The 13618-nt window shown below is 68.7% G+C and carries 11 protein-coding genes; 2 read left to right on the forward strand and 9 right to left on the reverse strand.

What is annotated here, in order from left to right; genetic code table 11:
- Nucleotides 1-33: 33 nt before the first annotated feature.
- Nucleotides 34-2274 carry a kinesin gene (locus G4D83_RS15780; RefSeq protein WP_176437378.1) on the reverse strand — a complete coding sequence of 747 codons (2241 nt, stop codon included), beginning with the start codon at nucleotides 2272-2274 and terminating at the stop codon, nucleotides 34-36.
- 217 nt (nucleotides 2275-2491) lie between these two features.
- On the opposite strand from G4D83_RS15780, the gene G4D83_RS15785 reads away from it, so the two are divergent.
- Nucleotides 2492-2797 (forward strand): hypothetical protein, encoded by a 306-nt coding sequence (locus G4D83_RS15785; RefSeq protein WP_163865584.1) that lies wholly within the window; start codon nucleotides 2492-2494, stop codon nucleotides 2795-2797.
- A gap of 18 nt (nucleotides 2798-2815) precedes the next feature.
- On the opposite strand, the gene G4D83_RS15790 is transcribed toward G4D83_RS15785, so the two are convergent.
- Both G4D83_RS15790 and trmFO read right to left on the reverse strand, forming a co-directional pair.
- Nucleotides 2816-4483 (reverse strand): gliding motility protein, encoded by a 1668-nt coding sequence (locus tag G4D83_RS15790; RefSeq protein ID WP_420826640.1) that lies wholly within the window; start codon nucleotides 4481-4483, stop codon nucleotides 2816-2818.
- The gene (gene trmFO, locus G4D83_RS15795) at nucleotides 4483-5859 is read right to left on the reverse strand and encodes a methylenetetrahydrofolate--tRNA-(uracil(54)-C(5))-methyltransferase (FADH(2)-oxidizing) TrmFO (protein WP_163865586.1); all 1377 of its coding nucleotides are present in this window, start codon (nucleotides 5857-5859) and stop codon (nucleotides 4483-4485) included. The genes G4D83_RS15790 and trmFO overlap by 1 nt, the downstream gene beginning before the upstream one ends.
- A 282-nt stretch (nucleotides 5860-6141) precedes the next feature.
- Between trmFO and G4D83_RS15800 the strand changes: the two genes are divergently transcribed.
- Nucleotides 6142-6528, forward strand: coding sequence for a TraR/DksA family transcriptional regulator (locus G4D83_RS15800; RefSeq protein WP_163865587.1), 387 nt, complete (start codon nucleotides 6142-6144; stop codon nucleotides 6526-6528).
- 60 nt (nucleotides 6529-6588) lie between these two features.
- On the opposite strand, the gene G4D83_RS15805 is transcribed toward G4D83_RS15800, so the two are convergent.
- From G4D83_RS15805 to G4D83_RS15830, 6 genes are all read right to left on the reverse strand, one after another.
- Entirely contained in the window at nucleotides 6589-7176 is a 588-nt protein-coding gene (locus tag G4D83_RS15805) for an ExbD/TolR family protein (RefSeq protein ID WP_240356349.1), read from the reverse strand.
- 3 nt (nucleotides 7177-7179) lie between these two features.
- Nucleotides 7180-7701, reverse strand: a complete 522-nt coding sequence (locus tag G4D83_RS15810; protein ID WP_163865588.1) for an ExbD/TolR family protein — start codon at nucleotides 7699-7701, stop codon at nucleotides 7180-7182.
- A 19-nt stretch (nucleotides 7702-7720) separates the two neighbouring features.
- The gene (locus G4D83_RS15815) at nucleotides 7721-8461 is read right to left on the reverse strand and encodes a MotA/TolQ/ExbB proton channel family protein (protein WP_163865589.1); all 741 of its coding nucleotides are present in this window, start codon (nucleotides 8459-8461) and stop codon (nucleotides 7721-7723) included.
- 75 nt (nucleotides 8462-8536) lie between these two features.
- Complete coding sequence (topA, locus tag G4D83_RS15820) at nucleotides 8537-11119, reverse strand: type I DNA topoisomerase (protein WP_163865590.1); 2583 nt, start codon at nucleotides 11117-11119, stop codon at nucleotides 8537-8539.
- 11 nt (nucleotides 11120-11130) lie between these two features.
- Nucleotides 11131-12252, reverse strand: a complete 1122-nt coding sequence (locus G4D83_RS15825; protein WP_163865591.1) for a DNA-processing protein DprA — start codon at nucleotides 12250-12252, stop codon at nucleotides 11131-11133.
- Between the two features lie 135 nt (nucleotides 12253-12387).
- Nucleotides 12388-13605: a LysM peptidoglycan-binding domain-containing protein gene (locus G4D83_RS15830; RefSeq protein WP_176437234.1), complete on the reverse strand. Its 1218-nt coding sequence runs from the start codon at nucleotides 13603-13605 to the stop codon at nucleotides 12388-12390.
- Nucleotides 13606-13618 lie beyond the last annotated feature (13 nt).

The raw sequence follows: 13618 nt of genomic DNA on the forward strand, positions 1-13618 counted from the left end.
GAGGCTCGCAAGATTCCGGGCCCCGCGAAACCCCTACTTCGTCGGCGCGGCGGGTGGCACGGCGGGAGCAACGGGCGTCGGCGCGGGCAGCAGCGCGACACACGTGGCGTCCGACAGCCAGGACTTCCCACACATCCACGTGAGGACAGGGTTGCGCACCTGCCAGAGCAGCACGAAGAAGATGAGCGCTCCGAGCCCGAACCGCGCCCAGCCGGACAGCCCCTCCGTCTCGCCATCCTCGTCCTGCTGGGCGAGCATCGCCGGACGAATCATGTCGCGACGGTCCACGCGCGCGCCCTTGGGGAGCCGGGGACGCCGAGTCACCAGCGTGGACAGTCCGTGCGTCAACATCAGGCGGTCATTGAGCGCCCAGCCGGAGCCCTCCAGGAGCAGCGCCAGGTTGCGCCGACGCAGCTTCAGCCAGCCGAGCAGTCCCGCTGGCGCCATGACGACGATGGCGATGAGGGACGTGGCGGTGATGACGTCCCCCATCGTCAACGACTTCACCTGCGTGACGATGAACGCGAAGGACGAGCCCAGCGCCGCCGCCGCGATGCTGCCCGCCGCGATGACGCCCGCGAGTCCACCGGGAGACGGGGCCGGGGCCGCCGCCGGGGCAGGAGCCGGAGCGGGAGCCGCCGCCACGGTCTGCGCGTAACCCTGCTCCAGCGTCGAGTCGAAGGTCTTCTCCCCCGCCGACGCGAGCCCTTCAATCTTGCCGGTGATGAACGAGGCCATGCGCGTGAAGGGCATGGTCATCGACTCCCACAGCGACACGGGCTGGCGGACGATATGCGTCACCGTGGCGTCGTGCTCCTGGCCCTCCACGTCGTAGAAGACGCCGCGCTTGCCCACGATGAGGTCCGTGCTCCGACCGCGCGTCACGGGCACCGCGACTTCGTAGCCGGGCGTGCCATCCTTGGGAGCGACGAGCACGTAGAGGATGCACGTGGTGCCCTGGCTCGTCAGCGCCGCGTGCTCCGCGCGGTTCTTCGCGAGCACCGACAGCGTGTACTTGCGCCCACCGAGGATGAGCGTCCCCTTCTCCATCAGCGCGGGCGCCTTGGGGAGATAGAGGTTGGGCATGCTGATGAAGTTGTTGGCGAACACCAGGAGCCAGCGCTGGTAGAGCACCAGGCGCTCCAACTCGACGATGGCGGCCAGCGTGGGCGCCAGCGCGAGGTCCGCCTGCGAGGCCGCGTCGATGGCGTCCAGGTCCGTCGGCGACACGGTGGCCAGTGAGTCGGCCAGCTTGTGCACCGGGTTGGCGTCACGCGCGGCGAACCACGCGAGCACCGCGTCCGCCTTGGCCACCAGTTCGCGCCACGCCGTGTCCGACAAGCGCTCCGAGTCACCCGTCACCGGAGTAGCGACATCGCGACGGAAGGCCTGGAGCTGCTCGTAGGAGGGACCGCGCAGCAGCTTGGACCACTCCAGCACGCCCGACGCGTCAGGCATGGCGATGGGCAGGTCGCCCGCGGCCTTGCCCAGCGCGGCCGTGTCGCCCAGCGAGCTCTCCACCCGCTCCGCGCGCAGCCGCAGACTCGCCGCCGCCTCCGGCTGCACCGCCACCAGTCGGCACTGGAGGAAGTAGGTGTCCAGCAGCGGAGCCACCTCGCGGATGCGACGCGCGCGCGTCTCGCTGTCCTCGCCCCACACGAAGACCTCGCCGCGCTTGCCCACGTGGGACAGCAGGGCCTCGCGAGCCTCACGGAAGCGCTGCAACATCGGCTTGTCCACACCCGCCTCGCCCGAGCGGTTCTTCAGCTCGGGGAAGGACGCCATGACGTCCTTGGCGAGCGGGCGCAGCGACTCCGGCAGGCGCTCCGGGGCGATGATGCCATCGCCGTTCTGCCCGGACTTGCGCAGCTCCTGGTCGCTCGCGCGCACCTGGGCCAGGGAGATGCGTCCCATGTCGGGCGCGCCCACCGTGCGCAGAATCATCTCCGCCGCCACGCGCAGGGACGCCGCATCCGCGGACAGCGCGCTCAGCTCCAGCACGTCACTGCTGGCGTCCGCGCCGCGCCTGTCCTTCAAGTGCTTCGCGGCCCAGGCCACGGCGGCGCGAACCTCCGCGACGCGGATGCGGGTATTGCCGTCCGTGTCCAGGAACTTGAGGAAGGCGGGGTCGCAGCTCAGCCCCTCCAACGGACACGCCGTGGCGATCCACTGCGTCTCGGGAATGGTCGCTGCCTCCACGAGCACGTCGAAGGAGGGAATGTCGACCTGGAGCGAGCCGCCATAGCGGCGATAGGTGAGCGGAGTCGAAGTCATACAGGCGGCGGACCTAAGCACACCCGACGTCACCTCGCACGGCTCCGCAGCAGCGTCACTTCATGCGGCCAGCCGCTCGGCTTTCACATGGGACCGGGTGTCTCGACACCCGGACGACGGCGCGAGCCAAGGCACCGGAACGACACGCCCATGCGAGTGGCGAGTCCCCTGCAATCGGCGCGGCGGCACACCAGCCCTCCACCCCGAAGGGGAGACGATGCACACCGCCGCCGAATACGACGACCGCTTCCACCTGAGCCGCAAGCGCTACTACCAACTGCTCGCGCTCTCCACCCTCTGGTTCACGGTGAACGAGACGCCGCTGCTGCCCATTGGTCTGCTCTTCGCCCTGCGCTTCGTGGGGGCGAACTACGAGACGACGTTCTTCCACTCCCTGCGCACGGGCCGGAAGGTCGCCCTCGCCTGCCTGGGCCTGGCCCTGTTCTCCCTGCTCCTCTTCGGGCCCCACGCGGGCTTCAGCGTCGGGCCCGGAGGCGTGAGCTTCGACCTCACGCTCCGGTGAACCCGCAGCAACAGACGACTACGGCAGGGCCGACACGCTGTAGACACCGGCCTTGGGGCCCTGGGCGATGATGTACACGGCGCGCGCGTCGTCCTTGCCACCGAAGTACACCGGCACCTGGACGCCCTGGTCCAGCGGCTTCCGCGCCTGCGTCTTCGCGTCGTACACGGCGATGTCGTACGTGTCCGAGTCCATCCGCGCCGACGTCGCCAGCACGCGCTGCCCATCCGCGGACAGCTTGTAGCTGAAGATGCCCTGGAGCCACGTCTTCGGGTCCTCCTTCTGCGGCAGCTCCAGCGCCTTGAAGTCGCACGCGCGTCCGTTGCGGATGCAGTTGGCGCGGAACACCACCTGCCCGTTGCCCGGCACGAAGCCGTAGCCGAAGACACCCCGGTGCACCTTCTCCGCCTTCTCCGCGCCCAGCGGATAGAGCATCAGGTCCACCGAGTACTCCGGCTTGAGGAAGCGCGAGAGGAAGGCCACGTAGCGCGCGTCCGAGCCCCACACGAAGTTGGGCACGCGGTCCCCGACCCGCTTCGGCGCGCCATCCGGCAATGAGGCCACGGCCATCAACCCCGCGCGCGCCGTCACGTCGTACTTGTCCAGGAAGCCCACCGCCTGCGAGTCCGGGGAGAAGGAGAAGATCTCCACGCGCTCGCCCACCTTGCGGCCGGGGCCACCGGAGGCGGGGCCCACGTACAAGTCACCCGGCACGTCCGGCTTGCCGTTCTCCGAGCGCGCCAGCCACTTGCCATCCGGAGAAAACCCGAAGGCCTGCGCCGCCACGGCCAGCCGCTTCGGCTTCTGCGCCGGCAGCTCCGCCAGGTACAAGTCGTAGAGGCCGCGCACCGACTCGCTGCGCACCTGGAAGGCCACGCGCTGGCCATCCGGAGACACGGCATAGTCGCCCACCTGGTCCGCCAGCTTGCGCGGTGCCTCCTCGGGCTTGTCCACCGACACCGCCGCCAGTCCACCCGCCGCGGTCAGCCGGCGCTTGAGCAGCAGCGTCTTGCTGTCGGAGGTGAACTGCGCGGTGCTCACCTCGGCCGCCACGTCGACGAACGGCCCCGAGGGCAGCGGCCCCAGCTTCAGCTTGCCGCCGTCCACGAAGGCCAGCTTCGTCCCGTCCGGGGACGGCAGCATGTAGCTGACCGCCGTGCCCAGCACCGACGGCTCCGCCTTCGGGTCATCCAGCACCGCCACGTTGAGCGTGCCGGACTGCGAGGCCGGGTTGTAGCCCGTGAGGTACAGCGCGTGCTTCGAGTCCGTCGAGAAGAGAAGCCCGCCCGGCACGTTCGTCACGCTGTCGCCCAGCTTGCGAGGCTCGCCCCCGTCCACGGCCACCACGTACAGCGCTCCGAGCAACATCTGCGGAGGCACGCCATCCAGCCGGGGCTTCTGCCCGTTCAGCAGATAGGTGGCGAAGCGGCCATCGGACGTCAGCCTCAGGTCCGCCGCGCGACCCGCGGCCAGCAGCAAGCCCTGCCCCGCCCCAGCGGGCGCGCCCCGTCCCGCGCTGCTCGGCGCGGATGCACGGCTCGGCGCCGCGGACCCACTCGAGGCCGGCGTGGCGGCGGGCGCACCCGACTTCGCGCCGCTGTCCTCGCCCTTCTTGCACCCCGTACCCGCCAGCATGAGCGAGGCCACCAGCCCCGCGCCCAGAAGTCGTCCCAGCCTCGGCCGCATCATGCGCTCCTCTGCTCCTCAAGCTCCGGGGTGCCCGACGTGGGGACACCCGCGTGCGGCAGCCACGCCGCCAGGTCCTGCTTCGCGCGGGCCGAGTACGCCGCCCGCTTGTCCGCCTTCTTCATCCGCCCGGTCAGCGGCGGGAAGAGGCCATAGATGATGTTGGAGGGCTGATGCGGGTAGTCCGGCGGGTGCGCTTCGCCCGTCACATGACGGAACAGCGAGCCCAGCGCCGTCGTCGCCGGGGGCGGCACCCACTCCTTCCCGCTCAGCCGCGCATGCAGCGCCAGCGCCACCAGGTAGCCGCACGCCGCGCTCTCCACATAGCCCTCCACGCCGGAGACCTGCCCCGCGAAGAACACCCGGGGCTCCGTCTTCAGGGACAAGTCAGCCGACAGCAGCCGGGGCGAGTCGATGAAGGTATTGCGGTGGATCTGCCCCATCCGGAGGAACTCCGCGTTCTGCAGGCCCGGGATGCAGGAGACGAAGATGCGCTTCTGCTCACCCCACGTCAGGCGCGTCTGGAAGCCCACCATGTTCCAGGACGTGCCAGCGCGGTCCTCCATGCGCAACTGCACCACCGCGTGGGGCTCCTGGCCCGTGCGCGGGTCCCGGAGTCCCACCGGCTTCATCGGCCCATAGGCCAGGGTGTCGTCGCCGCGTTCCGCCATGACCTCGATGGGCAGACAGCCTTCGAAGTACTTCGGTTCCTCGAAACTGTGCGGAACCACCTTCTGCCCCGCCTTCAGCTCGGCGATGAAGCGGTAGTACTCCTCCCGGTTCATCGGCAGGTTCAGGTAGTCGTCCCCGCCGCCCTTGCCGTAGCGGCTCTGCCGGAAGGCCACCGTCAGGTCGATGGAGTCCCCGGAGAGGATGGGGGCGATGGAGTCGTAGAAATAGAGCTTCTGCCCCACGTGCCGCTCCAGCTCGCGCGTGAGGGCGTCCGACGTCAGGGGTCCGGTGGCCACGACGACGGGGCCCTCCTCCGGCAGCGTCTCCACCTCGCCCGCCACGAACTCCACGCCCGCCTGGCGCAGCAGGGCGTCGGTAATCGCCTTGGAGAAGCCCTCGCGCTCCACCGCCAGCGCGTCTCCGGCGGGCACCCGGTGGGCATCCGCGCTGCCCAGAATCAGCGAGCCCAGCGAGCGCAGCTCCGCGTGCAGCAGGCCAATGGCGCTCTCCGGGTTGTCCGAGCGCAGCGAGTTGCTGCACACCAGCTCCGCGAGCTGATCCGTCTTGTGCGCCGGAGAACGCTTGTGGGGCTTCATCTCGCGCAGCACCACCGGCACGCCCCGGCGGGCAAGCTGGTATGCGCACTCCGTACCGGCCAGGCCGCCGCCAATCACCGTCACCCGCTGCTGCTTCACGTCCGCCATCCTGTTCCTCCCGGGAGCGCCGAGCGCAAGCCCGTCAGCGAACAGTTAGCAGGACTGGCACGCCCTGTCCCACTCGCGAAGCCATGGGCGTCAACCCGGTGTCCTGTCCAGGGCCCCATGTCCGGCAGCCTGCTCCCCGAGCCACCTTCCCCCCCGGTGGGAAGGCGCGGTTTCCCCACCTGGGTTGAACCCCTACGTTTCTCGCGTTCATCGCTCGAGGCAGCGTTCATCCGAGCGAGCGCACAACGCACTCGAAGACAGCAACACGGAAACGAGGCCACCATGAGCCGAGCCCAAGACTTGCTGAAGGTTCGCGAGATTCTTCAGCGCCGCAGGCGGGACATCCTCACCACCAGCAGCGGCACGCACCGGGAGCTGACCGCGCTCAAGGACCAGGAGAGGGATCCCGAGTACGAGGAGAACGCCCAGTCGGAGCTGGCGGACTACACCCTGTCCAGCCTGATGGAGGCCCAGCGCCGAGAGGTCATGCTCATCGACGCCGCGCTGCTGCGCATGGACACGGGCGTCTTCGGTGAGTGCGTGGACTGCGGCCTGGAGATCTCCATGGACCGCCTGGAGGCCATGCCCTTCGCCATCCGCTGCGCGGAGGACGCCGAGCAGCACGAGCAGGACATTCGCGGCGGACACTACGCGACGCCGTCGCTGTAGCCCGGCTTCGCTGACGTGACGGGCGGGCGCTCCCTGGTTCCGCCGGGGAGCGCCGCGCGTTCAGTCGCCCTCTTTCTTGAGGACGACGAAGCGGTAGTTCTCCAGCTCGTTCTGTCCCGCCGTGTAGAGCACGCTCAGGAGCATGTCGTAGGGGACCTTTCGGTCCGCGATGACGGACAGCTCCTTGCTGAAGGGCGCCTGCGGGTTGCGCTCGGCGATGTACTTCAGCTTCTCCACTTCCTTCTTGAACCGCGCGTCGAGCGGGAGCACCAGCCGGCCCTGGAGGGCCTCGGCGGGGAGCTGACCGTTCACCAGGCGCAGCACCTCACGCTCACCCACCAGCACGCTCTTGGACGTAATCGTCACGGCGATGGTGTCCTGCGGCGTGGCGCGGGTGGTGGAGATGGGCGGCCGCACGTCCTCGGACGCCGTCACCGCGGCGGAGGACGAGGCGAAGGACTTGAGCAGGAACACCAGGAGGATGGTCATCATGTCCATCATCGCGGTGATGTTCAGCTCCTTGATCTCCCCCGCCGCGTCGCGCTCCTTGCGCTTCTTGCGCGCCAGGGCCCGGCGATAGCGCAGCCGCGCCAGGGCCTCCTCGTCGACGGCGTCCGGCACGGGCGACATGGGCTCGGAAGACGACATGGCTCAGGTCCCCGCCAGGGTGACGTCGGGGAACAGCAACCGGCGCTGGGGGCCCAGTTCCTCGCGCAGCGCATCCATCGTCTGGATGAGCGCCTCGTAGGGCACGTCCGCGTCCGCGCCGACGATGACCTTCGTCTCCTTGGGAAACTCCGTCTTGATCTTCACCATCCACGCGTTGAGCGCGGCGTAGTCGTAGTCGCCCGCCGCGTTCGTCGGCACCGTGGGCGCGCCGCCCTCACCGAGGATGGCGTTCTCGCTGCTGACGAAGTGGCCCTTGCGGGAGATGAGCACGGACAGCGTGAGCTTCGGCTCGTCGGAAGGCGAGTCCGGCGTCATCCCCGTGGACGGCGCGCCGTAGCCCGGCGCGCTCACGTTGAGGATGCCGAACGAGGTCAGCCCCGTGATCGACAGCAGCATGAAGATGATGAGGTTCATGAGGATGTCGAGGTACGGGACGACGTTCAGCTCGCCCGACTCTTCTTCCTCGCGGACCTTCAGCTTGCGGCGGGAGTAGTGGAACGCCATGGCGCGCGCTCGCCCCGCCCTACGACGCGCGGGCTTCGAGCTCCGTGGAGGCAGGGTCCACACTGCCGCGACGCGACAGGAGGTTCTCCAGCTTCAGCGCGTTGAGCTCCAGGCTCTCCACCATGCTCTTCGCGTACGACGTGAGGAACAGGTGGAAGATGATGCACACCACCGCGATGGAGAGCGCGAAGGCGGTGTTGTTCATCGCCTTGGAGATACCGTCCGACAGCAGCCGCTGCTTCTGGTCCGCCGGCACGTCACCGAGCGCCTGGAAGGTGCCGATGAGGCCGAAGATGGTGCCCACCAGGCCCACCAGCGTGGCGATGTTCGCCAGGGACCACAGCCAGGGGATGCGCTTCGAGACATGCGGGCTGTGCTCGATGATGGCCTCCTCCACTGCCTTGGCCACCTCGATTTCACCCCGGTTCGCGTTCACCAGCCCCGCGCGGATGATCTTGGCCAGGGGCGCGGTGGGCGCCATGCCGCACACCTTCACCGCGCGGTCCAGGTTGCCGCCCCGCACCAGCTTGGAGATCTGCTCCATGAAGGGCGCCGGGTTGAGGTTGTAACGGAACACCAGCGTGACGATGCGCTCGATGGACACCGCCAGCGCGCATGCCAGCCAGAACAGGTTCACGAACATGAACGGACCGCCATCCTTGAAGAACTTGATGACGGAGTCCGTGACGCCGAGCTTTCCGGCGTCCGCGGCCGCGAGGCTCGCGTTGACCAGCAACTCGCTGACCACCGAGGAAATCATTGCCCGGGTTGTAGGGCGGGCCCGCCGAAGCTGTCAAGCCACGGACGGGCCAGCCCCCCGTAAACACTTGGGTTTTCAGGCCGCCGACGACGTTCCCGGGTCCGTGGGGGCACCTGCCTGCTCAGCGACCTCCCGCCGGTAGCCGCACTCCTTGTTCGGGCAGGCGACGAACGCGCCGTCCCGCTTGGAGAACTTCTGCAGGAGGTACGGCGACGCGCAGTCCGGGCACGCCTCCGCCAGGGGCCGGTCCCACGCGGCGAAGCGGCAGTCCGGGTAGCGGTTGCAGCCGAAGAAGATCTTCCCGCGGCCGCTGCGGCGCTCGGTCAGGTAGCCCTGCTTGCACTCCGGGCACCCCACGCCGATGGAGATGGGCTTGGACGTCTTGCAGTCCGGGTAGCCCGAGCACGCCATGAAGCGGCCGAACCGGCCCCGCTTGATGACCATGGGCTTGGTGCACTTCTCGCACAGCTCGTCCGTCGTCTCTTCCTCGACGATGACGATCTTCCCCTCGGCGTCCCGCTTGAAGTCCTTGGTGTTCTTGCAGTCGGGGTAGTTCGAACAGGCGAGGAAGTGCCCCATCTTTCCGAACTTGATGACGAAGTGGTTGCCGCACTTCTCACAGGCGATGTCGGTCTTGATCTCCTCGCGCTTGACGTCGCGCATCTCCGCCTTCGCCTTCTCGAGCGTGTCCTTGAAGGGCCCGTAGAAGTCGCGCAGCACCGACACCCACTTCGCTTCGCCCTCGGAGATCTGATCGAGCTTCTCCTCCATCGTCGCCGTGAAGGTGACGTCCAGCTCATGGGGGAAGTGCTTGACCAACATCTCGTTGGTCATCTGCCCCAGGTCCGTGGGCCGGAAGCGGCTCTCCAGCTTCTCCACGTACTTCTTGTCCTGGATGGTGGACAGAATCGCCGCGTAGGTGGACGGGCGGCCAATGCCCTTCTCTTCCAGCTCCTTCACCAGCGTGGCCTCGCTGAAGCGCGGGGGCGGCTGGGTGAAGTGCTGCTCGTGCAGGATCTTCTGCAGGCCCAGCTTGTCGTTGTCGTTGAGCAACGGCAGGTCGCCCACGGCGTCGGCGCCATCCGCGCCCTCTTCGCCCGCGGCCTTGGCCTTCTCCTTCTCCGACTCCTCTTCCGGCGTCAGGCCCGCGCCGTACACCGCGAGGTAGCCGGGGAACTTCAGCGTGCTGCCGGAGGCGCGGAACGTGGCCCGGCCCGCGGCGATGTCCGCGCTCGTCTGGTCATACACGGCGGGCTTCATCTGGCACGCCACGAAGCGGTTGTAGATGAGCTCGTAGAGCCGGAACATGTCCTGCTCGTCCATCGCGTCGAAGAAGGGACGCACCCGCTCCGGCGGGTACTCCAGCGACGTGGGGCGGATGGCCTCGTGCGCGTCCTGCGCGCTCTTCCGCGACTTGTAGACCACGGCCTCTTCCGGCAGGTACTCCGCGCCGTACTTGGAGCCGATCATCTCCCGCACCTGCTTCACGGCGTCGTCCGACAGACGCGTGGAGTCCGTGCGCATATAGGTGATGAGCGCCGTCTGGCCTTCCTCGCCGAGGGGCACGCCCTCGTAGAGCTTCTGCGCCAGCGTCATCGTCTTCTTCGCGGTGAAGGACAGCCGGTTGGCCGCCTCCTGCTGGAGCTTGGAGGTGATGAAGGGCGCGGGCGCGTTGCGGCGCCGCTCGCGGCGGTCCACCTTGGACACGGAGAACGCGGCGTCCTTCAGCTCGTTGACCAGGCCCTCGGTGATGGCCCGGTCCTTCAGCTCCACCTTCTTGCCGTCGACCTTGGACAGCTTGGCCTTGAACGGCGGCGGGCCGGAGGGGCCCTCCAACAGCGCGTCCAGCGTCCAGTACTCCACGGGGACGAAGGCCTTGATCTCCGCCTCGCGCTCCACGATGAGCCGCACCGCGACCGACTGCACGCGTCCGGCCGACAGGCCCCGGCGGATCTTCTGCCAGAGCAGCGGCGAGATTTGATAGCCCACCAGCCGGTCCAGGATGCGACGCGTCTGCTGCGAGTCGTAGTTGTCCTGGTTCAGCTCGCGCGGCTGGGCGATGGCCTCCTGGATGGCCTTCTTGGTGATTTCGTTGAAGGTCACCCGCATCGCGTCCGGATGCGCCAGCTCTTCCTTGATGTGCCACGCAATGGCCTCGCCCTCGCGGTCGGGGTCCGTGGCCAGGAAGACCTTGTCGGCGGACTTCGCCATCTTCTTCAGCTCGTTGAGCACCTTCTCCTTGCCCTTGATGACCTCGTACTCGGGCTGGAAGTCGTGCTCCACGTCGACGCCAATCTTGCTCTTGGGCAAATCCTTCACGTGCCCCACGGACGCCTTCACCGTGTAGCCGGAGCCCAGGTACTTCTTGATGGTCTTCGCCTTGGCGGGCGACTCCACGACGACCAGGTAGTGCGGCCCCTTGCCGCGCGGCGTGGCCTCTTCCTCGGCGTCCGCGTCCACGGCGGGCAGCGAGTCGTCATCACCCTTCTTGGTGGTGCGCCGGCGGGCCGCGGTCTTCTTGGCCGCGGCCTTCTTGGCCGCGGGCTTCTTCTTGGCCGCAGTCTTCTTCTTGGCGGCCGTGCGACCGGTCGCCTCGCGGGGCGCCTTCTCCTCGGTCGCCTCGGTCTCTTCCGCCTTCTTCTTCGTCCGCGTGGCCATGACTCTCCTACCTAGATCTTCTCGTACAGCCTGCCCGGGTGCTGGACGACCAGCCCCGTCATCTCCAGCTCCACCAGCGCGCTGACGAGCGCCGCGGGTGAGAGGGTGCTCCCGGTCAGCACCTCATCGAACGTCCGGGGAATCCGGTCCAACACCGCATAGGCGCCCCGCGCTTCCGGGGAGAGCCCATCCCACGAATCAACCTTTCCCGGCGCCACCATCCACCCGGGGTCAACACCCACCGCCCGCCAGACGTCCTTCGCATCCAGGCACGCACTCGCGTGCCCCTCTCGCAGCAGGGCGTTGCAGCCTGCCGCATCCGCCTGACGTACATCCCCCGGCATCGCCAGCACGGGCCGCCCCTGCGCCCGCCCCGCCTTCGCCGTGTGCAAACTGCCCGACTCCGCCCCCGCCCTCATCACCAGGACCGCATCCGATGCGCCGGAGATGAGCCGGTTGCGCCGGGGAAACGTGGAGGTGCTTGCCCGCACCCCAGGCGGCAGCTCGCTGAAGAACACCCCGCCCCTCTCCAAAAAGTGAGGCAGCAGGCGGGCTTGCGCCGGATCCAACGCATCCAGCGCGGACCCCAGAAAAGCCCACGTCTCCGCGCCCACGTCCAGTGCACCCCAGTGGCACGCCCTGTCCACCCCCGCCGCCGCGCCCGACACCACCCCCACCCCACCCTCGGCCACCTGACGGGCGAAGGCACGGGCAAAAGGCAGGAACCCCTGGTCCGGATGTCGGCTGCCCACCATGGCCACCCGCCTGCGCGGCGGCCCAGGCTGGCCCCGGTGGAAGAGCAGGGGCGGCGCGTCCTCCACCTGCCTGAGGCGCTCCGGATAGGCCCGTTGCTCGGCGAACGCCACCCGCATGCCTCCGCCGCGACACGCCTCCTGCAGCCGCTCCGCGACGACGGGGAGCCGCTCCAGCGTCGCCAGCCGTCGACGGACCTGTGGGGAAACCGGCGCTTCGGACACCCAGTCTCCTACCGGAGTCGTGGCCAGCGGGGCGAGCCGGCCGTCGGCGAATGCGCGCAAGGCGGCCAGCGTCCTCGGCCCCAGGCCGGGAACGGCCCAGAGCGCCAGGCATGCCTGCTGCTCCGCCGTGAGGCTGTCCGTCTCAGCGTCCGCCATACCGACCCCCCTCGATTCCCGCCTATATAGAAGATGGGGTCCGCAGGGAGGGGCGCGACACATAAACACCGGACCGCCACCGGTCAAGCACTCAACCCCTCCTGGACGGGAGGGGATGCACTTTTCCTGCCGGAGCTACCGGCTGGCGGTGGGGGCGGAGTTCACGCGCATGTACGCGCGGTCGCCGGTGTTGATCTCCTCGGTGGAGCGCATCATCAGACAGTTGTTGGTGCGCTCCTTCACCTCGGTGACCATGCACATGCCGATGTTCTCCCACGGCAGCGCCTTGTCGGACGCGGGCGGGGGCGGCAGCTCCGGCTTGCCCAGCACCTGCCGGGACGGGTCGCCCTGGCGGAGGATGAGGAAGGTGTTGCCCAGCTGGACGCCGTCCGCGCTGCCCTTGTCCAGCACCACGGTGTTGTGCTCACCGAGCAGCGACAGGTAGGGCACCAGCGCCGTCACGACGGTGGCGTTGAGCTCCTTCGTGTTGGGCCGGGGGGCGACGCGCTCGCTGAGCTTCTCGCCGTAGGGGCCCACCAGGTCGCCACGCTCGATGCCGTCCCAGGTGTCGACGATCTGCGCGGTGACGACGCCCTTGTCCACGCGCACCACGCGCAGCGTGCCCACGAAGTCCGTGAGGTAGCCGAGCTGCTTGTGCGAGCGCGGGTGCTTCACCGCCTGCGTGGTGTGGAAGACGACGTAGCGGTCACCGACCTTGGCGGTGGCGTTGCGCTTGAACCGCACGTAGACGTTGTCCGGGAAGGACAGCATCAGCGCGCCGTTCGGAGAGCCCTCGATGCGGCCCGCCTCCTCCAGCTCGCGCGGGGTGACGAAGCCCTGCGTCGTCACCGGCCGCGATGAGGACACGTCGTAGCCAATCTTGCCCGACACGGTGACCATGTCCCCACCGGACAGGTCCGTGGGCGCGGCCACGTCGACGGTGTCGTCGGTCTCCACGCGCTGGGGCACTTCCTCGCCCCCACCGAAGAAGCTCACCTGGTTGCCCGGGTAGATCCAATGCGGGTTGGCGATCTCCGGGTTGTAGGACCAGACCTTCGGCCAGTACCAGGGGCTGCCCAGGTAGCGCTGGGACAAATCCCACAGCGTGTCACCGGACTCGACGGTGTGGACCACGCCGGGGGCGCTCTCACGGCCCTTGGCGGCGCCCGGGGGCAGCGTCACGTTGGTGCCGGAGGGACGCTCGGGCGCCACCTCGTCCATGACCTCGGCGCCTTCCGTCTCGCTGCCAGCCTCGGTCTCGTCCGGGTCGCCGCCCTCCTGCTGCGCGAGTGCGCTCCAGGCGGGGGCGACGGCGAGGCTCAGCATCAGCGAGGTGAGGATCCGGGAGCGCATCGCACGACATCCT

This window comes from Myxococcus eversor (assembly GCF_010894455.1).
In the GTDB taxonomy this organism is placed as follows: Bacteria; Myxococcota; Myxococcia; order Myxococcales; family Myxococcaceae; genus Myxococcus; species Myxococcus eversor.